General features: G+C 64.5%; 27 protein-coding genes and 1 other RNA gene. 20 read left to right on the top strand and 8 right to left on the bottom strand.

Annotation, left to right across the window (positions count from 1 at the left end; translation table 11 throughout):
• The first annotated feature begins 10 nt into the window (after positions 1-10).
• The 3 genes from hisG to hisC all read left to right on the top strand — a co-directional run bounded on the left by hisG (position 11) and on the right by hisC (position 3211).
• Positions 11-646: an ATP phosphoribosyltransferase gene (hisG, locus tag ACSX1D_RS16955; protein ID WP_439859618.1), complete on the top strand. Its 636-nt coding sequence runs from the start codon at positions 11-13 to the stop codon at positions 644-646.
• A 123-nt stretch (positions 647-769) separates the two neighbouring features.
• A complete protein-coding gene (gene hisD, locus ACSX1D_RS16950) occupies positions 770-2080 on the top strand; it encodes a histidinol dehydrogenase (protein WP_439859617.1) in 1311 nt (436 codons plus the stop codon).
• A 78-nt stretch (positions 2081-2158) separates the two neighbouring features.
• On the top strand, positions 2159-3211 hold the full coding sequence (hisC, locus tag ACSX1D_RS16945; RefSeq protein ID WP_439859616.1) for a histidinol-phosphate transaminase: 1053 nt from the start codon (positions 2159-2161) through the stop codon (positions 3209-3211).
• 72 nt (positions 3212-3283) lie between these two features.
• On the opposite strand, the gene algW is transcribed toward hisC, so the two are convergent.
• A complete protein-coding gene (gene algW, locus ACSX1D_RS16940) occupies positions 3284-4426 on the bottom strand; it encodes a Do family serine endopeptidase AlgW (protein ID WP_439859615.1) in 1143 nt (380 codons plus the stop codon).
• Positions 4427-4537: 111 nt separating this feature from the next.
• Here algW and ACSX1D_RS16935 point away from each other — a divergent pair, with 111 nt between their 5' ends.
• The 3 genes from ACSX1D_RS16935 to cysN all read left to right on the top strand — a co-directional run bounded on the left by ACSX1D_RS16935 (position 4538) and on the right by cysN (position 8304).
• The gene (locus tag ACSX1D_RS16935; RefSeq protein WP_439859614.1) at positions 4538-5296 is read left to right on the top strand and encodes a Nif3-like dinuclear metal center hexameric protein; all 759 of its coding nucleotides are present in this window, start codon (positions 4538-4540) and stop codon (positions 5294-5296) included.
• A 176-nt stretch (positions 5297-5472) separates the two neighbouring features.
• Positions 5473-6390: a sulfate adenylyltransferase subunit CysD gene (gene cysD, locus ACSX1D_RS16930; RefSeq protein ID WP_439859613.1), complete on the top strand. Its 918-nt coding sequence runs from the start codon at positions 5473-5475 to the stop codon at positions 6388-6390.
• A gap of 12 nt (positions 6391-6402) precedes the next feature.
• Positions 6403-8304: a sulfate adenylyltransferase subunit CysN gene (gene cysN / locus ACSX1D_RS16925; RefSeq protein WP_439859612.1), complete on the top strand. Its 1902-nt coding sequence runs from the start codon at positions 6403-6405 to the stop codon at positions 8302-8304.
• A gap of 95 nt (positions 8305-8399) precedes the next feature.
• On the opposite strand, the gene ACSX1D_RS16920 is transcribed toward cysN, so the two are convergent.
• Positions 8400-8840 carry a YhcB family protein gene (locus ACSX1D_RS16920; protein ID WP_439859611.1) on the bottom strand — a complete coding sequence of 147 codons (441 nt, stop codon included), beginning with the start codon at positions 8838-8840 and terminating at the stop codon, positions 8400-8402.
• Positions 8841-8980: 140 nt separating this feature from the next.
• Between ACSX1D_RS16920 and ACSX1D_RS16915 the strand changes: the two genes are divergently transcribed.
• The 3 genes from ACSX1D_RS16915 to zapE all read left to right on the top strand — a co-directional run bounded on the left by ACSX1D_RS16915 (position 8981) and on the right by zapE (position 12238).
• On the top strand, positions 8981-9610 hold the full coding sequence (locus ACSX1D_RS16915) for an alpha/beta hydrolase (protein ID WP_439859610.1): 630 nt from the start codon (positions 8981-8983) through the stop codon (positions 9608-9610).
• Between the two features lie 46 nt (positions 9611-9656).
• Positions 9657-11015: a tryptophan--tRNA ligase gene (locus tag ACSX1D_RS16910; RefSeq protein WP_439859609.1), complete on the top strand. Its 1359-nt coding sequence runs from the start codon at positions 9657-9659 to the stop codon at positions 11013-11015.
• 128 nt (positions 11016-11143) lie between these two features.
• Entirely contained in the window at positions 11144-12238 is a 1095-nt protein-coding gene (zapE, locus tag ACSX1D_RS16905; RefSeq protein ID WP_439859608.1) for a cell division protein ZapE, read from the top strand.
• A gap of 108 nt (positions 12239-12346) precedes the next feature.
• Here the strand turns inward: zapE and ACSX1D_RS16900 are convergent, their stop codons facing one another.
• The gene (locus tag ACSX1D_RS16900; RefSeq protein ID WP_439862354.1) at positions 12347-13252 is read right to left on the bottom strand and encodes a GlxA family transcriptional regulator; all 906 of its coding nucleotides are present in this window, start codon (positions 13250-13252) and stop codon (positions 12347-12349) included.
• Positions 13253-13488: 236 nt separating this feature from the next.
• Between ACSX1D_RS16900 and ACSX1D_RS16895 the strand changes: the two genes are divergently transcribed.
• Positions 13489-14625 (top strand): acyl-CoA dehydrogenase family protein, encoded by a 1137-nt coding sequence (locus ACSX1D_RS16895; protein WP_439859607.1) that lies wholly within the window; start codon positions 13489-13491, stop codon positions 14623-14625.
• Positions 14626-14691: 66 nt separating this feature from the next.
• On the opposite strand, the gene ACSX1D_RS16890 is transcribed toward ACSX1D_RS16895, so the two are convergent.
• Positions 14692-15729 (bottom strand): NADP(H)-dependent aldo-keto reductase, encoded by a 1038-nt coding sequence (locus tag ACSX1D_RS16890; protein WP_439859606.1) that lies wholly within the window; start codon positions 15727-15729, stop codon positions 14692-14694.
• 248 nt (positions 15730-15977) lie between these two features.
• Between ACSX1D_RS16890 and rplM the strand changes: the two genes are divergently transcribed.
• The 7 genes from rplM (at position 15978) to ACSX1D_RS16855 (ending at position 20789) form a co-directional block, all read left to right on the top strand.
• A complete protein-coding gene (gene rplM / locus ACSX1D_RS16885) occupies positions 15978-16406 on the top strand; it encodes a 50S ribosomal protein L13 (protein ID WP_369287333.1) in 429 nt (142 codons plus the stop codon).
• Positions 16407-16420: 14 nt separating this feature from the next.
• The gene (rpsI, locus tag ACSX1D_RS16880) at positions 16421-16813 is read left to right on the top strand and encodes a 30S ribosomal protein S9 (RefSeq protein ID WP_213641191.1); all 393 of its coding nucleotides are present in this window, start codon (positions 16421-16423) and stop codon (positions 16811-16813) included.
• A 254-nt stretch (positions 16814-17067) separates the two neighbouring features.
• A complete protein-coding gene (gene petA / locus ACSX1D_RS16875) occupies positions 17068-17661 on the top strand; it encodes a ubiquinol-cytochrome c reductase iron-sulfur subunit (protein ID WP_439859605.1) in 594 nt (197 codons plus the stop codon).
• Positions 17661-18872 (top strand): cytochrome b, encoded by a 1212-nt coding sequence (locus ACSX1D_RS16870; protein WP_439859604.1) that lies wholly within the window; start codon positions 17661-17663, stop codon positions 18870-18872. Before petA ends, ACSX1D_RS16870 begins: the two co-directional genes overlap by 1 nt.
• Complete coding sequence (locus ACSX1D_RS16865) at positions 18872-19651, top strand: cytochrome c1 (protein ID WP_439859603.1); 780 nt, start codon at positions 18872-18874, stop codon at positions 19649-19651. The genes ACSX1D_RS16870 and ACSX1D_RS16865 overlap by 1 nt, the downstream gene beginning before the upstream one ends.
• An 89-nt stretch (positions 19652-19740) precedes the next feature.
• Positions 19741-20358, top strand: coding sequence for a glutathione S-transferase N-terminal domain-containing protein (locus ACSX1D_RS16860; RefSeq protein WP_439859602.1), 618 nt, complete (start codon positions 19741-19743; stop codon positions 20356-20358).
• 17 nt (positions 20359-20375) lie between these two features.
• The gene (locus ACSX1D_RS16855; protein WP_439859601.1) at positions 20376-20789 is read left to right on the top strand and encodes a ClpXP protease specificity-enhancing factor; all 414 of its coding nucleotides are present in this window, start codon (positions 20376-20378) and stop codon (positions 20787-20789) included.
• A gap of 48 nt (positions 20790-20837) precedes the next feature.
• On the opposite strand, the gene ACSX1D_RS16850 is transcribed toward ACSX1D_RS16855, so the two are convergent.
• The 4 genes from ACSX1D_RS16850 to ACSX1D_RS16835 are packed head-to-tail and all read right to left on the bottom strand — an operon-like array spanning position 20838 to position 24174.
• Entirely contained in the window at positions 20838-21371 is a 534-nt protein-coding gene (locus ACSX1D_RS16850) for a BON domain-containing protein (RefSeq protein ID WP_439859600.1), read from the bottom strand.
• On the bottom strand, positions 21368-21961 hold the full coding sequence (locus ACSX1D_RS16845; protein WP_439859599.1) for a phosphoheptose isomerase: 594 nt from the start codon (positions 21959-21961) through the stop codon (positions 21368-21370). Before ACSX1D_RS16845 ends, ACSX1D_RS16850 begins: the two co-directional genes overlap by 4 nt.
• A 30-nt stretch (positions 21962-21991) precedes the next feature.
• Complete coding sequence (locus ACSX1D_RS16840; RefSeq protein WP_439859598.1) at positions 21992-22366, bottom strand: YraN family protein; 375 nt, start codon at positions 22364-22366, stop codon at positions 21992-21994.
• Positions 22363-24174, bottom strand: a complete 1812-nt coding sequence (locus tag ACSX1D_RS16835) for a penicillin-binding protein activator (protein WP_439859597.1) — start codon at positions 24172-24174, stop codon at positions 22363-22365. Before ACSX1D_RS16835 ends, ACSX1D_RS16840 begins: the two co-directional genes overlap by 4 nt.
• 122 nt (positions 24175-24296) lie before the next feature.
• Here ACSX1D_RS16835 and rsmI point away from each other — a divergent pair, with 122 nt between their 5' ends.
• The 3 genes from rsmI (at position 24297) to mraZ (ending at position 26330) form a co-directional block, all read left to right on the top strand.
• Positions 24297-25169, top strand: a complete 873-nt coding sequence (rsmI, locus tag ACSX1D_RS16830; RefSeq protein WP_439859596.1) for a 16S rRNA (cytidine(1402)-2'-O)-methyltransferase — start codon at positions 24297-24299, stop codon at positions 25167-25169.
• A gap of 41 nt (positions 25170-25210) precedes the next feature.
• Positions 25211-25568: RNase P RNA component class A (gene rnpB, locus ACSX1D_RS16825), an RNA gene on the top strand.
• A 306-nt stretch (positions 25569-25874) separates the two neighbouring features.
• Positions 25875-26330: a division/cell wall cluster transcriptional repressor MraZ gene (gene mraZ, locus ACSX1D_RS16820; protein ID WP_439859595.1), complete on the top strand. Its 456-nt coding sequence runs from the start codon at positions 25875-25877 to the stop codon at positions 26328-26330.
• Position 26331: the final 1 nt, after the last annotated feature.

The following is a 26331-nucleotide window of genomic DNA, read 5'->3' as shown; positions in this document are numbered from 1 at the left end:
ATTTTGCGTCATGCTCACCATCGCACTGTCCAAGGGTCGCATTCTCGACGACACCCTGCCGTTGCTCGCCGAAGCCGGCATCGTGCCGACCGAGAATCCGGATAAGAGCCGCAAGCTGATCATCCCCACCACCCAGGACGATGTGCGCCTGCTGATCGTCCGTGCGACCGACGTGCCGACCTATGTCGAGCATGGCGCCGCCGACCTCGGCGTGGCCGGCAAGGACGTGCTGATGGAGTACGGTGCCCAGGGCCTCTACGAGCCCCTGGACCTGCGCATCGCCAAGTGCAAGCTGATGACCGCCGGCGCGGTCGGCGCGCCGGAGCCCAAGGGGCGCCTGCGGGTGGCCACCAAGTTCGTCAACGTGGCCAAGCGCTATTACGCCGAACAGGGTCGCCAGGTCGAGGTGATCAAGCTGTATGGCTCCATGGAGCTGGCGCCGCTGGTCGGCCTGGCCGACAAGATCATCGACGTGGTCGATACCGGCAACACCCTGCGAGCCAACGGCCTGGAGGCCCAGGAGCTGATCGCCACCATCAGCTCGCGGCTGATCGTCAACAAGGCTTCGATGAAGATGCAGCACGCGCGCATCCAGGCGCTGATCGATACCCTGCGCGACGCGGTCGAGTCGCGACACCCCAACTGATACCTTTGACGCGGCAATCGGCCGCGTCCGCCTATCCGTGTCATAGCCATTTTTCTCGGGCGTCCATACGGTGGGCTTGGTAGCCTAGCGACGCCCGAGCATTCGCCAATCATGAGGCCCGCTATGACCAGTCCCACCGCCATCCGTCGACTCAATGCCGCTGACCAGGACTTCGCCCGTCACCTGGATCATCTGCTGAGCTGGGAAAGCGTGTCGGACGATGGCGTCAACCAGCGCGTGCTGGAGATCATCGACGCGGTGCGTTCGCGCGGCGATGCCGCCTTGGTCGAATACACCCAGCGTTTCGATGGCCTGGAGGTCGCCGGCATGGCCGACCTGATCCTGCCGCGCGAGCGCCTGGAGCTGGCCCTGACCCGCATCAGCGCGGCCCAGCGCGAGGCGCTGGAGAAGGCCGCCGAGCGGGTGCGCGGCTATCACGAGCGGCAGAAACAGGAGTCCTGGCGCTACACCGAGGTCGACGGCACCGTGCTCGGCCAGCAGGTCACCCCGCTGGACCGCGCCGGCCTCTATGTGCCGGGCGGCAAGGCGTCCTACCCCTCGTCGGTGCTGATGAACGCCATCCCGGCCAAGGTTGCCGGGGTGCCGGAAGTAGTGATGGTGGTGCCGACTCCGCGCGGCGAGATCAACGAACTGGTCCTGGCGGCCGCCTGCATCGCCGGGGTCGACCGGGTCTTCACCATCGGCGGCGCCCAGGCCGTGGCGGCCCTGGCCTATGGCACCGAGAGCGTGCCGCCGGTGGACAAGATCGTCGGCCCGGGCAACATCTATGTGGCCACCGCCAAGCGCCACGTGTTCGGCAAGGTCGGCATCGACATGATCGCCGGGCCCTCGGAGATCCTGGTGGTCTGCGATGGCCAGACCGACCCGGACTGGATCGCCATGGACCTGTTTTCCCAGGCCGAGCACGACGAGGACGCCCAGTCGATCCTGGTCAGCCCGGATGCCGCCTTCCTCGACCGGGTGGCCGCGAGTATCGCCAAGCTGCTGCCACAGATGGAGCGCAGCGCGATCATCCGCACCTCCATCGAGGGGCGCGGTGCGCTGATCCAGGTAGCCGACATGGCCCAGGCCATCGAAGTGGCCAACCGCATCGCCCCGGAGCACCTGGAGCTGTCGGTGGCCGATCCCGAGCAGTGGCTGCCGCAGATCCGCCACGCCGGCGCCATCTTCATGGGGCGCTACACCGCCGAGGCCCTGGGCGACTACTGCGCCGGGCCGAATCACGTGCTGCCGACTTCCGGTACCGCGCGCTTCTCCTCGCCGCTGGGGGTGTATGACTTCCAGAAGCGTTCGTCGATCATCTTCTGCTCGGCCGAGGGCGCGTCGGAGCTGGGCAAGACCGCCTCGGTGCTGGCTCGTGGCGAGTCGCTGACCGCCCATGCCCGCAGCGCCGAGTACCGCATCAAGCCGTGAATGTAGGGTGCGCCGTGCGCACCTTTCGATTTTTCGGTGCGCATGGCGCACCCTACCAATTCGAGGAGAGAAGGGCAGATGAGCAAGTTCTGGAGCCCCTTCGTCAAGGGCCTGGTGCCCTACGTGCCGGGCGAGCAGCCCAAGCTGGCCAAGCTGGTCAAGCTCAATACCAACGAGAATCCCTACGGCCCGTCGCCCAAGGCCATCGCGGCGATGCAGGCCGAGCTGAACGACAGCCTGCGCCTGTATCCCGACCCCAATGGCGAGCGCCTGAAGCAGGCGGTGGCGGACTACTACGGCGTGCAGGCCAATCAGGTGTTCGTCGGCAACGGTTCCGACGAGGTCCTGGCCCACGCCTTCCACGGCCTGTTCCAGCATGGCAAGCCGTTGCTGTTCCCGGACATCACCTACAGCTTCTACCCGGTCTATTGCGGGCTCTACGGCATCGCTTACGAGGCAATCGAGCTGGATGAGCAATTCCAGATCCGCGTCGAGGATTATGCGCGGCCCAACGGCGGCATCATCTTCCCCAATCCCAATGCGCCGACCGGCTGCTTGCTGGCCCTGGAGGCGATCGAGCGCCTGCTGCAGGCCAACCCGGACTCGGTGGTGCTGGTGGACGAGGCCTATATCGACTTCGGCGGCCAGACGGCGATCGCCCTGGTCGACCGCTATCCCAACCTGCTGGTCACCCAGACCCTGTCCAAGTCGCGCTCCCTGGCCGGCCTGCGGGTCGGTCTGGCGGTCGGTCATGCCGAGCTGATCGAGGCGCTGGAGCGGATCAAGAACAGCTTCAATTCCTACCCGCTGGACCGCCTGGCGATTGTCGGCGCGGCGGCCGCCTTCGAGGATCGCCCGTATTTTGAGCAGACCTGCGCGGCGGTGATCGACAGTCGCGAGGCGGTGGTGGCCGGGCTGCAACAGCTGGGATTCGAGGTGCTGCCCTCGGCCGCCAACTTCGTCTTCGCCCGCCACCCGCAGCGCGATGCCGCCGAGCTGGCGGCGCGGCTGCGCGAGCAGGGGGTGATCGTGCGGCATTTCAAGCAGGCGCGGATCGCCCAGTTCCTGCGCATCACCATCGGCGCACCGGAACAGAATCAGGCGCTGCTGGAGGCGCTCGGCGCGCTCTAGCGCCGCTGGAATGGAAAAAGCCGGAACCGCGCAGGCGGCTCCGGCTTTTTCATGGCCGCGCTACGCCGACCCTCAGTTGCCGTTGGCTGGCGGGCGAACGCCGATCTGCGCGGTCAGGCGCAACAGCTCGGCGTTGCGGATGACCTCGATGTGCACGGACTCGCCGGGCTTGGCGCGGGCCACCTGGTTCATCGAGCGGCGGCCGTCGCTGGCCGGCTCGCCGTCGATGCTGAGGATCAGGTCGCCCGGCTGCAGCCCGGCCTTCTGCGCCGGGCCGCCGCGGTAGATGCCGGCGACGACGATGCCGGGGTGGCCGGCCAGGCCGAAGGACTCGGCCAGTTCGGGGGTCAGCGGCTGCACTTCGATGCCCAGCCAGCCGCGAATCACCTGGCCGTGCTCGATGATCGCCTGCATCACCTCCAGGGCCAGCTTGACCGGAATGGCGAAGCCGATGCCCTGGGAACCGCCGGATTTGGAGAAGATCGCGGTATTGATGCCGACCAGGTTGCCCTGGGCGTCGATCAGCGCGCCGCCGGAGTTGCCGGGGTTGATCGCCGCGTCGGTCTGGATGAAGTCCTCGTAGGTGTTGAGGCCCAGCTGGTTGCGCCCGGTGGCGCTGATGATGCCCATGGTCACCGTCTGGCCGACGCCGAAGGGGTTGCCGATGGCCAGGCTGACGTCGCCGATCTTGATGTCGTCCGAACGGCCCAGGGTGATGGCTGGCAGGCCGCCCAGGTCGATCTTCAGTACCGCCAGGTCGGTCTCCGGGTCGCTGCCGATGATCCGTGCCAGGGTCTCGCGGCCGTCCTTCAGGGCCACCACGATCTGGTCGGCGCCACTGACCACGTGGTTGTTGGTCAGCAGGTAACCTTCCGGGCTCATGATCACCGCCGAGCCCAGGCTCGACTCCATGCGCCGCTGCTTGGGCAGGTTGTCGCCGAAGAAGCGGCGGAACTGTGGGTCCTCGAACAGCGGGTGGCTCGGCTTGTTGGCGAACTTGGTGGTGTAGAGGTTGGCCACCGCCGGCGACGCCTGGCTCACCGCATCGGCGTAGGACACCGGGCCCTGTTGCAGGCGTTTGTAGAGGGGGGCCTGGCGCAGCTGCACGTCCTGGCGCGGCAGGCCGACCCAATCGGGGAACTGTTGGATGAGCAGCAGCGCCAACAGCACGCCGACCAGCAGTGGCCAGCCAAGAAATCGCAAGGCCTTGAACATCAATGAAATCCTGAGGGTTGCTAGGGCCAGGGCAGCCCCTTTAAGGTGCGCCATTATAGAGGGGCGTCGGCCAAGAGTGCAGCGCCCTGCAACAGTTGGAGAGGAATCGACATGGCCATTGCCCTGACCACCCTGGTGGATGAGGCCGAGCGCTACCTGGGCGCGGCGCGTATCAGCGACTACTGCCCCAATGGCCTGCAGGTCGAGGGGCGGCCGCAGGTGCGGCGTATCGTTAGTGGCGTGACCGCCAGCCAGGCGTTGGTCGATGCCGCGGTCGAGGCCGAGGCCGACGTGCTGCTGGTGCACCACGGCTATTTCTGGAAGGGCGAGAATCCCTGCGTCACCGGGATGAAGCAGCGCCGCCTGAAGGCGCTGCTGGCCCACGACATCAGCCTGCTGGCCTACCACCTGCCGCTCGATCTGCACCCGGAAGTCGGCAACAACGTGCAGCTGGCGCGGCAGCTGGAAATCACCGTCGAGGGGCCCCTGGAGCCGGACAATCCGCGCACCGTCGGGCTGGTCGGCTCGCTGGCCGAGCCCATGAGCCCGCGCGATTTTGCCCGCCGCGTGCAACAGGTGCTCGGCCGTGAGCCGCTGCTGGTCGAGGGGCCGGGGCCGATTCGGCGCATCGGCTGGTGCACCGGTGGCGGTCAGGGCTATATCGACCAGGCCATCGCCGCCGGCGTCGATCTGTACCTCACCGGCGAGGCCTCCGAGCAGACCTTCCACAGCGCCCGCGAGAACGGCATCAGCTTCATCGCCGCCGGCCACCACGCCACCGAGCGCTACGGCGTGCAGGCGCTGGGCGACTATCTGGCGCGACGCTTCGCCATCGAGCACCTGTTCATCGACTGCCCCAATCCGGTCTGAACTTGGTTCCGCCGAGGCGGGGGGGCGCGCTGCAAGCGTCCGGCAAGCCGCCGCGGGCGGCATAAAGCTAGATTTTTTTGGTCTAACCGCTCGCCTCAATAGAAGCTTGTGGCGTGATAGAGTGCGCCCTAGTCCTTGGCCCGTCGGCCTCATCACACTGCAATCCGTGAGTAGCCATGCTCGATAAACTGACGCACCTCAAACAGCTGGAGGCGGAAAGTATCCACATCATTCGTGAAGTGGCCGCCGAATTCGACAACCCGGTGATGCTCTATTCCATCGGTAAAGACTCCGCCGTGATGCTGCACCTGGCACGCAAGGCGTTCTTTCCCGGCAAGCTGCCGTTTCCCGTCCTGCATGTCGACACTCGCTGGAAATTCCAGGAGATGTACAAGTTTCGCGCGAAGATGGTCGACGAAATGGGCCTGGACCTGATCACCCACATCAACCCCGATGGCGTGGCCCAGGACATGAACCCCTTCACCTACGGCAGTGCCAAGCACACCGACGTGATGAAGACCGAGGGCCTCAAGCAGGCGCTGGACAAGTACGGCTTCGACGCCGCCTTCGGCGGTGCGCGGCGCGACGAAGAGAAGTCGCGGGCCAAGGAGCGCGTGTACTCCTTCCGCGACAGCAAGCACCGCTGGGACCCGAAGAACCAGCGTCCCGAGCTGTGGAACGTGTACAACGGCAAGGTCAAGAAGGGCGAGTCGATCCGCGTGTTCCCGCTGTCCAACTGGACCGAGCTGGACATCTGGCAGTACATCTACCTGGAGCAGATCCCGATCGTGCCGCTGTACTTCGCCGCCGAGCGCGAGGTGATCGAGAAGAACGGCACCCTGATCATGATCGACGACGAGCGCATCCTCGAGCACCTGTCGGACGAGGAAAAGGCGCGCATCACCAAGAAGATGGTGCGTTTCCGCACGCTTGGCTGCTACCCGCTCACCGGGGCGGTGGAGTCCACGGCCACCAGCCTGCCGGAAATCATCCAGGAGATGCTCCTGACCCGCACCTCCGAGCGCCAGGGGCGGGTCATCGACCACGACGCCGCCGGCTCGATGGAAGAGAAAAAACGCCAGGGCTACTTCTAAGGATTCCGAACCATGAGTCATCAGTCTGATTTGATCAGCGAGGACATCCTCGCCTACCTGGCCCAGCACGAACGCAAGGAGTTGCTGCGCTTTCTCACCTGCGGCAACGTCGACGACGGCAAGAGCACCCTGATCGGTCGCCTGCTGCACGACTCGAAGATGATCTACGAGGATCATCTGGAAGCCATCACTCGCGACTCGAAGAAGGTCGGCACCACCGGCGAGGACGTCGATCTGGCGCTGCTGGTCGACGGCCTCCAGGCCGAGCGCGAGCAGGGCATCACCATCGACGTGGCGTACCGCTATTTCAGCACCGCCAAGCGCAAGTTCATCATCGCCGACACGCCCGGGCATGAGCAGTACACCCGCAACATGGCCACCGGCGCCTCGACCTGCGACCTGGCGATCATCCTGGTCGATGCGCGCTACGGCGTGCAGACCCAGACCAAGCGCCACAGCTTCATCACCTCGCTGCTGGGCATCAAGCACATCGTCGTCGCGGTCAACAAGATGGACCTGAAGGACTTCGATCAGGGCGTGTTCGAGCAGATCAAAGCCGACTACCTGAAGTTCGCCGAGCGAGTCGACCTGAAGCCGACGACCCTGCACTTCGTGCCGATGTCCGCGCTCAAGGGCGACAACGTGGTGAACCGCTCCGAGCGCTCGCCCTGGTACGAGGGTCAGTCGCTGATGGAGATCCTCGAGACCGTCGAGGTAGCGGGCGACCGCAATTTCGACGACATGCGCTTCCCGGTGCAGTACGTCAACCGTCCGAACCTGAACTTCCGCGGCTTCGCCGGCACCCTGGCCAGCGGCATCGTGCACAAGGGTGACGAGGTGGTGGTGCTGCCGTCCGGCAAGGGCAGCCGGGTCAAGTCCATCGTCACGTTCGAGGGCGAACTGGAGCAGGCCGGTCCGGGCCAGGCGATCACCCTGACCCTGGAAGACGAGATCGATGTATCGCGCGGCGACATGCTGGTGCATGCCGACAACCGCCCGCAGATCCGCGACAGCTTCGATGCGATGCTGGTGTGGATGGGCGAGGAGCCGATGCTGCCGGGCAAGAAGTACGACATCAAGCGCGCCACCAGCTATGTGCCGGGCAGCATCGCCAGCCTCAAGCACCGGGTCGATGTGAACACCCTGGAGCAGGGTGCGGCCAGCAGCCTGCAGCTCAACGAGATCGGCAAGGTCACCATCGCCCTGGATGCGCCTATTGCCCTCGATGGCTATGACTACAACCGCACCACCGGCGCGTTCATCGTCATCGACCGCCTGACCAATGGCACGGTCGGCGCCGGCATGATCATCGCCGAGCCGCTGGCGGTGCGCTACGCCGACGGTCACCACGGCAAGCTGGCCCACGTCGCCACCGAGGAGCGCGCCGTGCGTTTCGGCCAGCAGCCGGCCACCGTGCTGTTCAGCGGCCTGTCCGGCGCCGGCAAGAGCACCCTGGCCTACGCGGTCGAGCGCAAGCTGTTCGACCAGGGCCGCGCGGTCTATGTGCTCGATGGCCAGAACCTGCGCCATGACCTGAACAAGGGCCTGCCCCAGGATCGCGCCGGCCGCAACGAGAACTGGTTGCGCGCCGCCCACGTGGCGCGCCAGTTCAACGAGGCCGGCCTGCTGACCCTGGCGGCCTTCGTCGCCCCGGATGCCCTGGGTCGCGAGCAGGCCAAGGCCCTGATCGGCCGCGAGCGTCTGATCACCGTGTACGTGCAGGCGTCGCCGCAGGTCTGCCGCGAGCGCGATCCCCAGGGCCTGTATGCGGCCGCCGGCGACAACATTCCGGGCGAGTCCTTCGCCTACGATGTGCCGCTGGATGCCGACCTGGTGATCGATACGCAGAGCGTATCGGTGGACGAGGCGGTCAAGCAGGTGCTGTCGCTGCTGCGCGAGCGCGAGCTGATCTAAGGCGTAACCGGCAACAAAAAAGCCCCGCTCTCGAGCGGGGCTTTTTTGTTGGTCGGGCGGGCCCGTGGCGATGACGGCGGGAGGCCGTCGTCGAATTACTTCTTGCTCTTCAGTCCGTAGCTTTCGTCGAGCATGCCCGGGACATCGGCGCTTTTCGGCGCATAGTCCTTGGGCATTTCCTGGGGTGCAGGCGCCTTCAGGCGTTCGCGTTTCTCGCCGCCTTCGCTGGCATGCAGGGTGGCCAGCAGGCGCTGACGGGTCAGTTCATCCTGGGCCAGGCGGTTGGCGCCTTCGGACAGGTGCTGCTGCACGTCCAGCTGGGTCTGGCTGAGCTTCTTCACCAGATTGGCGGTGGTGTTGAAATGGGTTACCACCTCGCTCTGGTAAGCGTCGAAGCGTTTCTGCATTTCGTCCAGCTGGCGCTGCGTGCGGTTCGGAACCGCATTGGGGGCCAGGCGGGCGATCAGGAAACCGATGGCAATGCCGGCTACCAGGGTGAGGGCCGGTACCAGCCAGGCTGTGAGCGTCTGTTCCACGAGTCCTTCCTCTCTAAACGGCTTTGCTTTACGTTAACGGCTCGAACCTGCGCTGTATACCGCAATGCAATGCCGAGATGTGTGCGGCGCAGGCTGTCAGCTAGACGTGTCGACCCTGCCCGGGGTCACGGAGTTAACCGTTGCTCATCCGCGAAACCCCCGTATTCATCGATGGCCCCTGTGGCCAACTGGAAGCCCTGTCCCTGGTTGTGCCCGAAGCCCGCGGCGTGGCGCTGATCTGCCACCCCAATCCGGTGCAGGGCGGCACTATGCTCAACAAGGTGGTCTCGACCCTGCAGCGCACCGCCCGCGATGCCGGTCTGACGACCCTGCGCTTCAACTACCGCGGCGTCGGCGCCAGCGCCGGCAGCCACGACATGGGCAGTGGCGAGGTCGACGATGCCGAGGCGGCGGCGCACTGGCTGCGTGCTCAGCACCCGCAGCTGCCGTTGATCCTGCTCGGCTTCTCCTTCGGCGGCTTCGTCGCCGCCAGCCTCGGAGGGCGGCTGGAGGCCCAGGGCATCGAGCCGGCGCATCTGTTCATGGTGGCGCCGGCGGTACAGCGGCTGAGCGCGGAGAACCCGCCGGCCCAGCGCTGCGCGCTGACGCTGATCCAGCCGGAAGGCGACGAGGTAATCGAGCCGCAGGCGGTGTATGACTGGTCGGCGGCGCTGCAGCGTCCCCATGAGCTGCTGAAAGTGGCAGAATGCGGGCACTTTTTTCACGGCAAGCTGACCGATCTCAAGGATCTGCTGCTGCCGCGACTCTGACCTTCGATTGCCGCCTGACGGGCGCCTACTCCAACAAGCGAAAGCCATGACCACTCGTATCCTCACCGGCATCACCACCACCGGCACACCGCATCTGGGCAACTACGCCGGCGCCATTCGCCCGGCCATCGTCGCCAGTCGCGATGCCAACGTCGACTCCTTCTACTTCCTCGCCGACTACCACGCGCTGATCAAGTGCGACGACCCGGCGCGCATCCAGCGTTCGCGCCTGGAGATCGCCGCCACCTGGCTGGCCTGCGGCCTGGATGTGAGCCGGGCGACCTTCTACCGCCAGTCCGACATTCCGGAAATTCCCGAGCTGTGCTGGCTGCTCACCTGTGTCGCCGGCAAGGGGCTGCTCAACCGGGCGCACGCCTACAAGGCATCGGTGGACAAGAACGTCGAGGCCGGCGAAGACCCGGACGCCGGGGTGACCATGGGCCTGTTCAGCTACCCGGTGCTGATGGCCGCGGACATCCTGATGTTCAACGCCCACAGGGTGCCGGTGGGGCGCGACCAGATCCAGCACGTGGAGATGGCGCGCGATATCGCCCAGCGCTTCAATCACCTGTTCGGCCAGGGCAAGGAGCTGTTCACCCTGCCCGAGGCGGTGATCGAGGAGGACGTGGCGACCCTGCCGGGGCTCGACGGGCGCAAGATGAGCAAGAGCTACGACAACACCATCCCGCTATTTGGCAGCGCCAAGCAGCTCAAGGACGCCATCGCCCGCATCGTCACCGACTCGCGCTTGCCCGGAGAGGCGAAGGATCCGGACAATTCGCACCTGTTCACCCTGTACCAGGCGTTTTCCACGCCGGCGCAGCAGGCCGAGTTCCGCGCCGAGCTGCTCGACGGGCTGGCCTGGGGCGAGGCCAAGCAGCGCCTGTTCCAGTTGCTCGATGGCGAGCTGGGCGAGGCCCGCGAGCGTTACCAGGCGCTGATCGCCAAGCCGGGTGATCTGGAAGACGTGCTGCAGGCCGGCGCCGCCAAGGCGCGACGCATCGCCACGCCGTTCCTCGGCGAGCTGCGCGAGGCGGTTGGCCTGCGCTCGTTCCGCGAGCAGGTGCAGGTTGCCGGTGCGGGCAAGAAGAAGGCGGCCAAGACCGCGCGCTTCGTCAGCTTTCGCGAGCAGGATGGCAGCTTCCGCTTTCGCTTCCTCTCCGCCGAGGGCGAGGAGTTGCTGCTCTCGCGTCCCTTCGGCGATCCCAAGCTGGTTGGCGCGATCAGCCAGCGCCTGATCGCCCAGGGCCCCGACGCCCTGGAGCTGCGCGAGGACGAGGGCGATCAGTTCACCCTCTGGCTGGACGGCGAGTGCCTGGCGGACAGCCCGGCCTATGCCGACCCGGAGGAACTGGATGCCGCCATGCTGCGCCTGCGCGACGCCATCGCCGAGCTGGCGGGCTAGAGCGGCGGGGATTGTACGGAGGGCGCGCGGCGGGCCAGGCTGGCCGCTCGGCCCGTCGCGTCTCGATTGCCAAGCGCGGAGGGCGTCGCTAAAGTGGCGACCCCATTTTTGTTGCCCAGCTAACGAATATGACACCCCTAGAGCGCTACCAGGCCGATCTCAAACGCCCCGAATTCTTCCATGACGCGGCCCAGGAAACTGCGGTGCGCCACCTGCAGCGCCTGTACGACGACCTGGTGGCGGGGCAGGCGAGCAAACCGGGGCTGTTCGGCAAGCTGTTCGCGCGCAAGCCGCAGGGGCCGGTAAAGGGCCTGTATTTCTGGGGCGGCGTCGGCCGCGGCAAGACCTACCTGGTCGATACCTTCTTCGAAGCACTGCCGTTCGAGCAGAAGATGCGCACCCACTTCCACCGCTTCATGAAGCGCGTGCACGAGGAGATGAAGACCCTCAAGGGCGAGAAGAACCCGCTGACCATCATCGGCAAGCGCTTCGCCGACGAGGCGCGGGTGATCTGCTTCGACGAGTTCTTCGTCTCCGACATCACCGACGCGATGATCCTCGCCACCCTTCTCGATGAACTGTTCAAGAATGGCGTGAGCCTGGTCGCGACCTCCAACATCGTGCCGGACGGCCTGTACAAGGACGGCTTGCAGCGTGCCCGCTTCCTGCCGGCGATCGCCCTGCTCAAGGCGCACACGGAGATCGTCAACGTAGACAGCGGCGTCGATTACCGCCTGCGCGCCCTGGAGCAGGCCGAGCTGTTCCACTGGCCGCTGGATGCGGCGGCCGAGCTGAGCCTGGAGAAGAGCTTCAACAGCCTGCTGCCCGAGCACTGTTCGGTGCAGGAGAACGAGCCGCTGATGATCGAGAATCGCGCCATCACCGCGCGCAAGATCGGTGACGACGTGGCCTGGTTCGAGTTCCGCGAACTGTGCGACGGCCCGCGCAGCCAGAACGACTACATCGAGCTGGGCAAGATCTTCCACGCCGTGCTGCTGGCAAATGTCGAGCAGATGAGCGTGGCCAAGGAAGACATGGCGCGGCGCTTCATCAACCTGGTGGACGAGTTCTACGACCGCAACGTCAAGCTGATCATCTCCGCCGAGGTGGAGCTCAAGGATCTCTACACCGGTGGCCGCCTGACCTTCGAGTTTCAGCGCACCCTCAGTCGCCTGCTGGAGATGCAGTCCCACGAGTTTCTCTCGCGGCCGCACAAGCCGTAATCGCTCAGCGAGACCTGAAGGGCTGCCGATTGGCGGCCCTTTTTCTTGCGCCCGGCTGCGCGCCTAGTCGCCAGGGACTGTAGGTGGCGTCTCGCGCCCGATCCCGGCCTAGGCGTGGCCTTCCTTCTGCTGAAACTGCCGCCGGTACTGGTTGGGCGACAGTTCCGTGTGCTGGCGGAACAGCCGGGCGAAGAAGCTGGCGTCGTCGTAGCCGACTTCGTAGCTGATGGTCTTGATGCTCTTGCGCGTGGCGCTGAGCAGCCCCTTGGCGGTCTCGATGCGCAGGCGTTGCAGGTAGTGCAGCGGCTTGTCGCCGGTCGCGCTCTGGAAGCGACGCATGAAGTTGCGGATGCTCATGCCGTGCTCGCGGGCCACATCCTCGAAGCGGAACTTGTCGCAGAAGTGCTCTTCCAGCCACTGCTGGATCTGCAGGATGGTCAGGTCGTGGTGCAGTTTCTGGCCGCCGAAACCGATGCGTCCCGGGGTGTAGCTGCGTTGCACTTCGTAGAGGATGTCGCGCGCCACGCCCTGGGCCACGGCGGCGCCGCAGAAGCGTTCGATCAGGTAGATGTACAGGTCGCAGGCGGAGGTGACGCCGCCGGCGCAGTACAGGTTGTCGGCATCGGACAGGTGCTTGTCCTGATTGAGCTGCACCCGGGGGAAGCGCTCGGCGAACTCGTTGAAGAAACGCCAGTAGGTGGTCGCCTCCTTGCCGTCGAGCAGGCCGGCCTGGGCCATCCAGAACACCCCGGTGGCTTCGCCGCAGATCGCGCTGCCCGCGGCGTGGCGTGCCTTGAGCCAGTCGAGCACCTGGGGGTGACGTTGGCAGAGGGCGTCGAAGTCGTCCCAGAAGGCCGGCAGGATGATCACGTCGGCGGCGTCCAGGGCGCCGTCCACCGGGATCAGCACGTCGCTGAAGCTGCGTACCGGTTGCCCGTCCGGGCTGACCAGATGGATCTCGAAGGACGGCGTCAGGCCGCGGCCCTGCTGTTTGCCATAGCGCAGACTGGCCATGTGGAAGAAATCCTTGGCCTGCATCAGGGTCGAGGCGAAGACGCCCTCGGTGGCGAGGATGCTGACGCGCTTGAGTGGCTCGGGGGGCTGGATCGGCATAGTGGCGAGCTTTAGTGGCTAAGTGGTCAGGAGGCGGCTGGATCGTCTTATTTTTTGGCGCTTGTGTCCAGTGCGACCAAGCGTTTGCTTGGCTACAGTCGAGGCTGTCCCAACCCGATCCGTTACCCAGGTGCGCCATGATTCCCAGAACCCTGTTCAGCTCCGACCATGAGCTGTTCCGCGACAGCGTCCGCAAGTTCCTCGAGCAGGAGGCGGTGCCCTTCCACCAGCAGTGGGAGAAAGATGGTCACGTCGACCGTCGGCTATGGAACAAGGCGGGGGAGGCGGGGCTGCTCTGTTCGCACATCCCCGAGGAGTACGGCGGCATGGGCGCCGACTTCCTCTACAGCGCGGTGGTGATCGAGGAGATCGGTCGGCTCGGCCTGACCGGCATCGGTTTTTCCCTGCATTCGGACATAGTCTCGCCCTACATCCTGCACTACGGCTCCGAGGCGCTGAAGCACAAGTACCTGCCGAGGCTGGTGTCGGGCGAGCTGGTCACCGCCATCGCCATGACCGAGCCGGGCGCCGGTTCCGACCTGCAGGGAGTGAAGACCACTGCGGCGCTGGATGGCGACGAGTATGTGATCAACGGCTCCAAGACCTTCATCACCAACGGCTATCTGGCGGACTTGGTGATCGTGGTGGCCAAGACCGATCCGAAGGCGGGCGCCAAGGGCACCAGTCTGTTCCTGGTGGAGGCCGATACACCCGGCTTCGCCAAGGGCAAGCGCCTGGAAAAGGTCGGCATGAAGGCCCAGGACACCTCCGAGCTGTTCTTCCAGGATGTGCGGGTACCCAAGGAAAACCTGCTAGGCCAGGCTGGCATGGGCTTCGCCTACCTGATGCAGGAACTGCCTCAGGAGCGGCTCACGGTCGGCGTCAGCGCGCTGGCCTCAGCCGAGGCGGCGTTGCAGTGGACCCTGGACTATACCCGCGAGCGCAAGGCGTTCGGCAAGGCGGTGGCGGACTTCCAGAACACCCGCTTCAAGCTGGCCGAGATGGCCACCGAGATCCAGGTCGGTCGGGTGTTCGTCGATCGCTGCCTGGAGCTGCACCTGCAGGGCAAGCTGGATGTGCCGACCGCGGCCATGCTCAAGTACTGGGGCACCGACCTGCAGTGCAAGGTGCTGGATGAGTGCGTGCAGCTACATGGCGGCTACGGCTTCATGTGGGAGTATGCGGTGGCGCGGGCCTGGGCCGATGCGCGGGTACAGCGCATCTACGCCGGCACCAACGAGATCATGAAGGAAATCATCGCCCGCTCACTGTAGCGCGGGATGTTGCACGAGATAGCCCGGCGCATGCCGGGCTTTTTTGTCGCGGCTTGCCTGCTTGCGTCAGGGGGCCGGGTTCGGCTGGGTCTTGTGGATCGCTTCGATGCCGGCCAGTACCTCGTCGCTGAGGGTCAGCTCGCTGCTCGCCAGGTCGCTTTCCAATTGCTCGAGGTTGGTCGCGCCGATGATATTGCTGGTCACGAACGGCTGGCCAGTGACGAAGGCCAGTGCCATCTGCGCCGGGTCCAGCCCGTGCTCGCGCGCCAGCGCGACATAGCGTGAACAGGCGCTTTCGGCCTGGGCATTGGTATAGCGCGAGAAGCGACTGAACAGGCTGAGCCTGGCGTTGGCCGGGCGCGCGCCATTTTCGTACTTGCCCGACAGCATGCCGAAGGCCAGGGGCGAGTAGGCAAGCAGCCCGCATTGCTCGCGGAGGGCGACTTCGGCCAGGCCGACCTCGAAACTGCGGTTGAGCAGGTTATAGGGGTTCTGGATGGACACGACGCGCGGCCAGCCGCGGCTCTCGGCCAGCTGCAGGAACTTCATCGTGCCCCAGGGCGTTTCGTTGGACAGGCCGATCTGGCGGATCTTGCCGGCCTTGACCTGTTCGTCGAGCGCTTCCAGGGTGTCCTCGAGCGGGGTGAACGGGCTGTCCTGGTGGCGGTAGCCGAGCTGGCCGAAGAAGTTGGTCGGGCGCTCGGGCCAGTGCAGCTGGTACAGGTCGATCCAGTCGGTCTGCAGGCGTTTGAGGCTGGCATCGAGGGCGGCGACTATATGGCTGCGGTTGAATCTGATCTGGCCGTCGCGAATGTAGTCGATGCCGTTGCCGGGGCCGGCGATCTTGCTGGCCAGCACCCAGTCGCCGCGATCACCGTGGCGGCGGAAGTAGTCGCCGATGATCTGTTCGGTCTTGCTGTAGGTCTCGGCCCGTGGCGGCACCGGGTACATCTCGGCGGTGTCGATGAAATTGACCCCGTAGGTCTTGGCGCGCTCGATCTGGGCGAAGGCCTCGCGGGCGTCGTTCTGCTCGCCCCAGGTCATGGTGCCCAGGCAGATTGCGCTGACTTCGATGTCCGTTCGACCAAGCTGGCGATAATTCATGCTGTGCTCCTTCTGCGAGGGGCACCATACAAGCAGGTTGAATTTATTTGCGCAATCTGCATAATTGCGCACCTCTTTCTGCAGTGGAAGTGATGCGCCGCCTGCCGAAGAATCTTGCCGTGCTACGGACGCGCTGACCCGAGCCCCCGACAGCGTCTGTGTTCGGCTGCCTTTGACTTGTCAAAGTACGCACTATTCAGTAAGATCCGCCGTCTTATTTATCAGGGCGGCCCCTGAGGCTATAAAGAATGAAGACTTTTACTGCTAAACCGGAAACAGTAAAGCGCGACTGGTTCGTCGTCGACGCTGCTGGTCAGACCCTGGGTCGTCTGGCTACCGAAATCGCCAGCCGTCTGCGTGGCAAGCACAAGCCCGAGTACACCCCGCACGTTGATACCGGCGACTACATCGTCGTGATCAATGCCGAGCAGGTACGTGTTACCGGTGCCAAGACCACCGACAAGATGTACTACTCTCACTCCGGTTTCCCGGGCGGCATCAAGTCCATCAGCTTCGACAAGCTGATCGACAAGGCGCCAGAGCGTGTGATCGAGACCGCGGTTAAAGGCATGCTGCCGAAGAACCCGCTGGGTCGCGACATGTACCGTAAGCTGAAGGTGTACAAGGGTGCCGTCCACCCGCACACTGCTCAGCAGCCCCAAGAACTGAAGATTTAACGGAATAGTTCATTATGTCGGCGACTCAAAACTACGGCACTGGCCGTCGCAAGACTGCAACCGCTCGCGTATTTCTGCGTCCGGGTACTGGCAGCATCTCCATCAACAATCGCACTCTGGATACCTTCTTCGGTCGTGAAACTGCCCGCATGGTAGTTCGCCAGCCGCTGGAGCTGACCGAGACCACCGAAAAGTTCGACATCTTCGTCACCGTTATCGGTGGTGGTGTGAGCGGTCAGGCTGGTGCGATCCGTCACGGTATCACTCGTGCTCTGATCCAGTACGACGAAACCCTGCGCAGCTCGCTGCGTAAGGCCGGTTTCGTGACTCGCGATGCTCGCGAAGTTGAACGTAAGAAGGTTGGTCTGCGCAAGGCGCGTAAGCGTCCGCAGTACTCCAAGCGTTAATTCGCTATCTGCGTTCAAAAGCGCCCAGTCTCCTTTCGGAGCTGGGCGTTTTTTATGGGGCTTTGGTTGTTCTGCGACAACATGCCGCAGCGCTGGAGCCCGCGTCCTGCAAGGTGTTGGAAGGGTGTTGGCGGGGTAATTACCTTGTCAGAAAAGGGCCTTTTCTTTACCATTTGGCGAATTTTTTGCGCGACTCGATTTTTACTTAGTAGAGGCCTGAACAACAGGCCACAAAGCTGATGGGAGACGACTGAATGAGCAATGACGGCGTGAATGCAGGCCGGCGTCGCTTCTTGGTGGCGGCCACCTCTGTGGTGGGTGCTGCTGGAGCGGTGGGTGCCGCGGTCCCGTTCGTGGGGTCATGGTTCCCGAGCGCCAAGGCTAAAGCTGCCGGTGCACCTGTAAAGGTGAACGTCAGCAAGATCGAGCCGGGCCAGCAGATGGTTGCCGAGTGGCGGGGGCAGCCGGTTTTCATCGTGCGCCGTACCGAGGAGATTCTGGGCAACCTGAGCAAGATCGAAGAGCGTCTGGCTGACGTCGATTCCCAGGCCTCGGTGCAGCCGGCCTATGTCGACCCGAAGACTCGCTCGATCAAGCCGGAAGTGCTGCTGCTGGTCGGCTTGTGCACTCACCTTGGCTGTTCGCCGTCCTTCCGTCCGGAGGTTGCCCCGGCGGATCTCGGTGCCGAGTGGGTGGGGGGCTACTTCTGCCCGTGCCACGGCTCTCGCTACGACCTCGCCGGCCGTGTCTACAAGGCCCAGCCAGCGCCTTTGAACCTGCCGGTGCCGCCGCACATGTACGAGTCGGATGACGTGATCGTCATCGGTGTGGATCAGGAGCAAGCATGATGAGCAAGTTCATGGAATGGGTGGATGCGCGCTTCCCCGCGACCAAGATGTGGGAAGACCATCTGAGCAAGTACTACGCGCCGAAGAACTTCAACTTCTTCTATTTCTTCGGCTCGCTGGCCCTGCTGGTGCTGGTCAATCAGATCGTCACCGGTATCTGGCTGACCATGAGCTTCACGCCGTCGGCCGAAGAGGCGTTCGCCTCGGTCGAGTACATCATGCGTGACGTGGAGTACGGCTGGATTCTGCGCTACCTGCACTCCACCGGCGCCTCGGCGTTCTTCGTCGTGGTCTATCTGCACATGTTCCGCGGACTGCTCTACGGCTCCTACCAGAAGCCGCGCGAGCTGGTGTGGATCTTCGGCATGCTGATCTATCTGCTGCTGATGGCGGAAGCCTTCATGGGCTACCTGCTGCCGTGGGGGCAGATGTCCTACTGGGGCGCCCAGGTGATCATCTCGCTGTTCGGCGCCATCCCGGTAATCGGCGATGACCTGACCCAGTGGATCCGTGGTGACTACCTGATTTCCGGCATCACCCTGAACCGCTTCTTCGCTCTGCATGTGGTGGCCCTGCCGATCGTGATCCTCGGCCTGGTGGTGCTGCACATCCTGGCCCTGCACGAAGTCGGTTCGAACAACCCGGACGGCGTCGATATCAAGAAGAAGAAAGATGAGAACGGCGTACCGCTCGACGGCATCGCGTTCCACCCGTACTACACCGTCAAGGACATCGTCGGGGTGGTGGTTTTCCTGTTCATCTTCTGTTTCGTGGTGTTCTTCTTCCCGGAAATGGGTGGCTATTTCCTCGAGAAACCGAACTTCGAGCAGGCCAACCCGTTCAAGACCCCTGAGCACATCGCGCCGGTGTGGTACTTCACCCCGTTCTACGCGATTCTCCGTGCGGTGCCGGACAAGCTGCTCGGCGTCATCGCCATGGGTGCGGCCATTGCCGTGCTGTTCGTGCTGCCCTGGCTGGATCGCAGCCCGGTCAAGTCGATGCGCTACAAGGGTTGGCTGAGCAAGATCTGGTTGCTGGTGTTCTGCGTGTCCTTCGTCATCCTCGGCGTGCTGGGTGTATTGGCGCCGACTCCAGGTCGTACGCTGCTGTCGCAGGTTTGTACCTTCCTGTACTTCGCGTACTTCATCCTGATGCCGTTCTACACCAGGATGGAAAAAACCAAACCGGTTCCGGAAAGGGTGACAGGCTGATGAAAAAGCTCTTTGCTGCATTTGTGATTGCTGTGCTGCCTGCCGTTACTTTCGCGGCGGGTAGCGGCTACGAACTGGACAAGGTCGACATCGACCTGACCGACAAGGCCGCCATGCAGGATGGCCTGCGTACCTTCGCCAACTACTGCATGGGCTGCCATGCCGCCAAGTTCCAGCGTTACGAGCGGGTGGCCGATGACTTGGGCATTCCCCATGAACTGATGCTGGAGAATGTGGTATTCAACGATGCCAAGATCGGCGACCACATGAAGATCGGCATGCAGCCCGACGACGCCAAGGCCTGGTTCGGTGCGACCCCGCCGGACCTGACCCTGGTCGCTCGCGTCCGCGGCACCGACTGGCTGTATACCTACCTGCGCACTTTCTATGAAGACCCGTCCCGCCCGCTGGGTGCGAACAACAAGGTCTTCCCGAACGTCGGCATGCCGAACGTGCTGGTGGGCCTGCAGGGTCGCCAGTACATCGGTTGCAAGCAGGTGCAGGTGGTCGAGGACGGCAAGAAGCAGTTCGACCCGCTGACCGGCACCCCGATCACTCACGAGGCCTGCGACCAGCTGACTGTCGAGCCGAAAACCGGCGAGCTGAGCGAAGAGCAGTTCGATGAGAAGATCAAGAACCTGGTGACCTTCCTGGCCTACTCGGCCAATCCGGTGAAGCTGGAGAGTCAGCGCATCGGCACCTACGTGCTGTTGTACCTGGCCTTCTTCTTCGTGTTCGCCTACCTGCTCAAACGTGAATACTGGAAGGACGTGCATTAATCCGCTGTCGTTCCGCTGTTGACCTGCGCGCCCCTACGGGCGCGCAGGTCTTTCTGCTTCATATAACCTTATAAGCGAGGAGGATCGCCATGGGCGTGACCAACCGGTTGGCCTGCTACTCCGACCCCGCCGACCACTATTCCCACCGCGTACGTATCGTGCTCGCCGAGAAGGGTGTCAGCGCCGAAATCATCAGTGTCGAGCCGGGTCGTTGTCCGCCTCAGTTGCTGGAGGTCAACCCCTATGCCAGCCTGCCGACCCTGGTCGATCGCGATCTGGCGTTGTACGAGTCGACGGTGGTGATGGAATACCTGGATGAGCGCTACCCTCATCCGCCGCTGCTGCCGGTCTACCCGGTGGCCAGGGCCAACAGCCGCCTGCTGATCCATCGCATTCAGCGCGACTGGTGCGCGCTGGTAGACCTGATTCTCGATCCGCGCAGCAAGGAGCCGGCCCGGGTGCAGGCGCGCAAGGAGTTGCGTGAAAGCCTGACCGGCGTATCGCCGCTGTTCGCCGACAAGCCGTATTTCCTTAGCGAGGAGATGAGCCTGGTGGACTGCTGCCTGCTGCCGATTCTCTGGCGTCTGCCGCAGCTCGGCATCGAGCTGCCGAAGCCGGCCAAGCCGCTGCTCGATTACATGGACCGCCAGTTCGCGCGCGAGGGCTTCCGGGCCAGTCTGTCTGCCGCCGAGCGCGAGATGCGTTAATACCTGAGGAGGTTTCGATGAACTCCAGTCGTCCCTATTTGGTTCGTGCCCTCTATGAGTGGATCGTCGACAACGACTGTACGCCCCATCTGTTGGTCAACGCCGAGTTCGCCGGGGTGCAGGTGCCGGCCGGCTTTGCCAGCGACGGGCAGATCGTCCTGAACGTCTCGCCGGGCGCGGTGCGCCACCTGCATATGGACAACGAGGCGGTGAGCTTCGAGGGGCGTTTCGGCGGCGTGGCGCACAGCCTGTACATTCCCTCCGGTGCCGTGCTGGCCATCTATGCCCGGGAAAACGGTCAGGGCATGGTGTTCGATCTGGAGCCGCCGGTGCCCGACGATGAGGATGCCGACGGGCCCGATGACCAGGGGCCGCCGGACGGCGAGCCGCCACGACCCAGCGGGCGCCCGAGCCTGAAGGTGGTGAAGTAAATAAAAAAGGCGATCCGAGGATCGCCTTTTTTATTGGTCGTGGTGTTGTCAGTTGGTGTACTGGAACAGTTTGACGATCTTCTGCACCCCGGCAACGCTCTGCACCAGGCTGGTGGCCTGGGCGGCCTCCTGGCGCGACACCAGGCCGAGCAGGTAGACGATGCCGTTCTCGGTGATCACCTTGATGCGCGAGCCGGGAACGGTGGCGTCGGCGAGCATCTGGGTCTTGATCTTGGTGGTCAGCAGGGAGTCGTTGCTGCGCGCCAGCAGGCTGGTCGGCTGCAGCACCTGCAACTCGTTGTGCACCTTGGTCACATTGCGCACCCGGCGCGCGGCCTGTTCGGCCATGGCCTTGAGGTCGCTGCGTGGGGTCTGGCCGGCCAGCAGCACCACGCCGTTGTAGCTGGTGACGACGATGTGCGAAGTCGGGCTGGTCAGGTCGACGTGGGCCCGGGCGATATTGCTCTCGACCTCCGGGGCGATGAACTGGTCGTCGATCTTGTTGCCGATGCTGCGGCTGCCGCAGCCCGCCAGGACCAGGGTAAATGCCAGGGCGGCGAGGATCAGTGGTGAACGGGTCATTCTTCACTCCCGAAAAGTTGGCTGTCGATAAGGTCGCACAGGCAGTGGATGGCCAGCAGGTGCACTTCCTGGATGCGCGCGGTGATCTTCGAGGGCACACGGATCTCCACGTCTTCGGGCAGCAGCAGCGAGGCCATGCCGCCGCCGTCGCGGCCGGTGAGGGCGACCACGGTCATCTCGCGGTCGTGGGCGGCCTGGATGGCCTGGATCACGTTGGCCGAGTTGCCGCTGGTGGAAATGGCCAGGAGCACGTCGCCCGGCTGGCCGAGTGCGCGGATCTGCTTGGAAAACACCTCGTTGTAGCTGTAGTCGTTGGCGATCGAGGTGATGGTCGAGCTGTCGGTGGTCAGGGCGATGGCCGGCAGGCTCGGGCGTTCGCGTTCGAAGCGGTTGAGCAGTTCGGAGGAGAAGTGCTGGGCGTCGCCGGCGGAGCCGCCGTTGCCGCAGGTGAGAATCTTGCCCTCGCTGAGCAGTGCCTGAACCATGACCAGGCTGCCTTGCTCGATAAACGGTGCGAGCACTTCCATGGCCTGTTGCTTGGTTTCGATGCTGGCTTGGAACAGCTGGCGGATACGGGCTTGCATGTCCATCGGAAATATAACCTTCAGTGGGGTGGCGGCTCAGGTATCAAAGGCGTTCTGAATCCAGTCCAGTCGCGGGGTTGCGCTGCCATGGGCGTTGATGGCGATCACGTCGAAGCGGCATGGGTGCTTGGCCCAGCGCGACTCCTGTTGCAGGAAGTGCTGGGCGGCCGTGGCCAGCTTGTCGCGCTTGCGCGCATCGACGCTGGCCACTGCGCCGCCCCAGGCGGCATGCCGCCGATAGCGCACCTCGACGAATACTACTGTATCGGCGTCGAGCATGACCAGATCGAGCTCGCCGCGGCGGCAGCGCCAATTCTGCGCCAGCAGGCGCAAGCCGTGCCGCTCCAGATGCTGGCGGGCCAGGGCCTCGGCGGCCTGCCCGCTGCTCTGGGAGCTGGTCGCGTCGCTCAATTGCTGCTGGCAGGCAGGGGGTGCACCTGGCCGTCACGGAACTCGGCCCAGGGCAGTTGGCGTTCGATGCGCTGTGCCGGGTTCAGGCTCAGGCTGCCGGACAGGCCGTCGAGGCGGCTGTCGGGCAGGGCCTTGAGTTGGCTCAGGCGAGGCGTCAGGCGATAGGCGTCGACCCCCATGGCATAGAGCCGACCGAGGCTGCCGTTGGCCTGGGGCCACTGGCTGCTGACCTGCTGGCGCAGCGGCTCGTCGGCGTTCAGCAGCCAGGGCGTCTCGCAGAAGCGGATGCCGTCGAGGTCCAGGAACTGCGCTTGGCTGTGGTTGCCGGTATACAGGTGCGAGGTGGCATAGACCGGCACGTCGCCGGCGTACTGGAAGGCTAGGGTCGGCTTGATCTGCTGGGCCTGTTGCGGGGTTGCGGCGAGGAAGATGAAGTCGACATCCTGGCGACGCGACGGCTGCGCCGCCACGGCTACGCCCAGGGTGTTCTGCAGACGGCGGGCGCGGGCCTCGCTTTCCCTGAGTTGGAACAGATCGGCGATCTGCTTGGCCAGTTCCACCGGCTGGTCGACGTGTTCGGCGGCGATCAGGGTGCCTCCGGCGGCTTGCCAGCTGTCGCGGAAGGCCGCCAGTACGCGGTCGCCCCAGTCTCCGCGTGGCACCAGGGCGACTGCCCGGCGCATCCCGTCGGCCCAGGCGCGGCGCGCCACTTCGCGGGCCTCGTCCTCGGCCGCCAGGCCGAACTGGAACAGCTGTGGCGGTGCTTCCTGGGCGGACTCGCTGTAGTTCAGCGCCAGGGTGGTGATGGGCAGCTGCTCCCGGGTGCTGAGGTCGGTGACCAGGTTCTTCTCCAGCGGGCCGACCACCAGCTGCACGCCGGCAGCCTGGGCCTCTCGGTAGAAGTCGTCGAGCGAGCGCAGTCCAGTACTGTCGTACAGGCGGATGTTCGGCGGGTTCTGCCCGCTCTGCTGGGCCTGGTAGTGGGCGGCGAGGAAGCCGTCACGCAGGGCGCGGGCCACGGCGGCGAGCTGACCGTCCTGCGGCAGCAGCAGGGCTATTTCGCTGAGCGGCTGACTGGACAGCTGCTGCAGCTTGCCCAAGGCGGCCGGCAGTTGCAGGGCGGCCGGATGTTCGGGGTGCTGGGTGCGCCAGGTCTCGATGGCGCTCTGTTGGGCGTGCAGGGTGCTGCTGGCCTTGACCGCCCGGGCCAGGCTGAGCCAGCCGCTCAGATCGGCGTCGCCGCTGGCCTGCAGCTGCTCCGGCGGCAGGCTGGCGATTAGCTCCCAGATGGTTTCGTGGTTGCGCGCGGCGGCGTCGCCAGTGAGCAGCGGGGCGATGTAGATGCGTTCGCGGGCGGCCGCCAGGGGCTGTTCGTTTGCTTGCAGGGCCTGGGCACGAGCGAGTTGGGTGCGGATCTGCTGATCGATCGGTAACTCGCCCAGGTGTGCCAGGCTCGGGTGCTGGAGCGCCCGCAGGGCGCGTTTGGGGTCGTCTCGGGCCAGGGCCAGCTCGGCTGCCAGGGTGCTGGCGAACACCTGTTGTGCCGGTTTGAGCGTATCGAGCTGCACCCGTTCGAGGATGGCGGAGGCGCGAGCGAGATTCTTCTGCTGGTAGGCCAGGTCTGCGGCGGATAGGCGCAGCAGGTTGGCCGGCTCGGACTGGCTGTCGCCGGCCTGTTGCAGCAGCTGCTCGATGCTGGCTTGGGGAGTGCGCGGCAGTTCGCCCAGGTTGGAGGTGGGCGAGCTGGTGCACGCGGCCAGCAGGCCGGCGAGGCAGAGCGCGTAGAGCGGGCGCAGGCAAGCGATCATGTAAGCCTTCCTGATACTTGATCAAATGAACGGCGAATTGTACCCAAGCCCCGGCGGCGGTGCGATGTCGATGCCGTGAAACGGGCTACAATGCGCGCTTTCGCGATATTGAGGCTTGTGCTGTGACCGTTCCCGGTGCTCCGAATTCCCCCCTTGGCACGCTCTATGTAGTGGCCACGCCGATTGGCAACCTGGACGACATCAGCGCGCGGGCGCTCAGGGTGCTCGGCGAGGTGGCCCTGATTGCCGCGGAAGACACGCGGCACTCGGTACGGCTGCTGCAGCACTTCGGCATCGCCACCCCCCTGGCGGCCTGCCATGAGCACAACGAGCGCGACCAGGGCGGGCGTTTCCTTGCGCGGTTGCAGGCGGGAGAGGATGTCGCGCTGATCTCCGACGCCGGTACCCCGCTGATTTCCGATCCTGGTTACCACCTGGTGCGCCAGGCCCGGGCGGCGGGCGTGGCGGTGGTGCCCGTGCCGGGGGCCTGTGCGTTGATTGCGGCGTTGTCGGCCGCCGGGCTGCCCTCCGATCGCTTCATCTTCGAGGGCTTTCTGCCGGCCAAGGCGGCGGGGCGCCGGGCGCGTCTGGAGCAGGTGCGCGAGGAGCCGCGCACCCTGATCTTCTATGAGGCGCCGCACCGTATCCTCGAGTGTCTGGAGGATATGCGTGCGGTCTTCGGTGATGAGCGTCAGGCGCTGCTGGCCCGCGAGCTGACCAAGACCTTCGAGACGCTCAAGGGGCTGCCGTTGGCCGAACTGTGTGCCTGGGTGGCGGCCGACAGCAATCAGCAGCGTGGCGAATGCGTGGTGCTGGTGGCGGGCTGGCAGGCGCCGGAAGGCGAGGCGGCGGTCAGTGTCGAGGCGTTGCGTGTGCTCGACCTGCTGCTTGCGGAAATGCCGCTCAAGCGCGCGGCCGCGCTGGCGGCGGAGATCACCGGGGTGCGCAAGAACCTGCTCTATCAGGTAGCGTTGGAACGTCAGTCCCACGACTAGTCCTTGTCCTAATGGGGGCGCGCCGTTAACCTTGGCGGCGGAGAGTCGATCGGACAGTCGCTGCCGTGTTGCGTTTACGTAATGCGGGGGAGGAAAGTCCGGGCTCCATAGGGCGGAGTGCCAGGTAATGCCTGGGGGGCGTGAGCCTACGGAAAGTGCCACAGAAAATAACCGCCTAAGCGCTTCGGCGCCGGTAAGGGTGAAAAGGTGCGGTAAGAGCGCACCGCGCGGCTGGTAACAGTCCGTGGCTAGGTAAACCCCACTCGGAGCAAGACCAAATAGGGTTCCATTGGCGTGGCCCGCGCTGGAACCGGGTAGGTTGCTAAAGGCGTGCAGTGATGTACGCCGTAGAGGAATGACTGTCCTCGACAGAACCCGGCTTACAGATCGACTCTCCACCTTTCTCTTCTATCGGCTTTGCCTTTTTCCCCGCCTTTTCATGCCTAAAAAATCTTACTGTTGATAAATCACTTTAAGTTTGTGGTTGAGCTTATTGCTTTGGCTGATTTTTGTTCTTGAGTCCCCTCGTCGAGCTGCGATCCATCCCCTCTTTTATTCGCTAAATTGCCGTCCTGTAAGGATTTTTCCCTTCTGGCCCGCCTTGACGGTGGGGTGGGGGCGTTCCTATAGTGTGCGCAAGTGGTAAGAAGTGGCACGAAGTGGGAATTTTTGGGCATGGATAGCTAATTACGAGGGAGCGCAGCCGTGTTTCGCGGAGCCAACGCCATCAGTCTCGACGCCAAAGGGCGACTCGCGATGCCAAGTCGGTATCGGGACGAGCTCGTGTCGCGCTGCTCCGGCCAGCTCATCGTGACCATCGATGCCATTGACCCTTGCCTTTGCGTCTATCCATTGCCGGAATGGGAGCTGATCGAGAAGAAGTTGCGTGAACTGGCTTCCTTTCGAGAAGAGAACCGCCGCCTGCAGCGCATGCTGATCGGTAACGCCGTCGACCTCGAGCTGGATGCCAGCGGCCGATTCCTGGTGCCGCCCCGCCTGCGCGAGTATGCCGGGCTGGACAAGCGGGCGATGCTGGTCGGCCAGCTGAACAAATTTCAACTGTGGGACGAGGATGCCTGGAATGCCGTGGCGGACGCCGATCTGGCCGCCATCAAGCAACCCGGCGCCTTGTCCGACGACCTACGTGACCTGATCCTGTGAC

Origin of the sequence: Pseudomonas sp. MBLB4136 (assembly GCF_051904765.1) — a bacterium.
GTDB lineage: Bacteria > Pseudomonadota > Gammaproteobacteria > Pseudomonadales > Pseudomonadaceae > Aquipseudomonas.
This window is presented reverse-complemented; position numbering and strand designations above follow the sequence as displayed.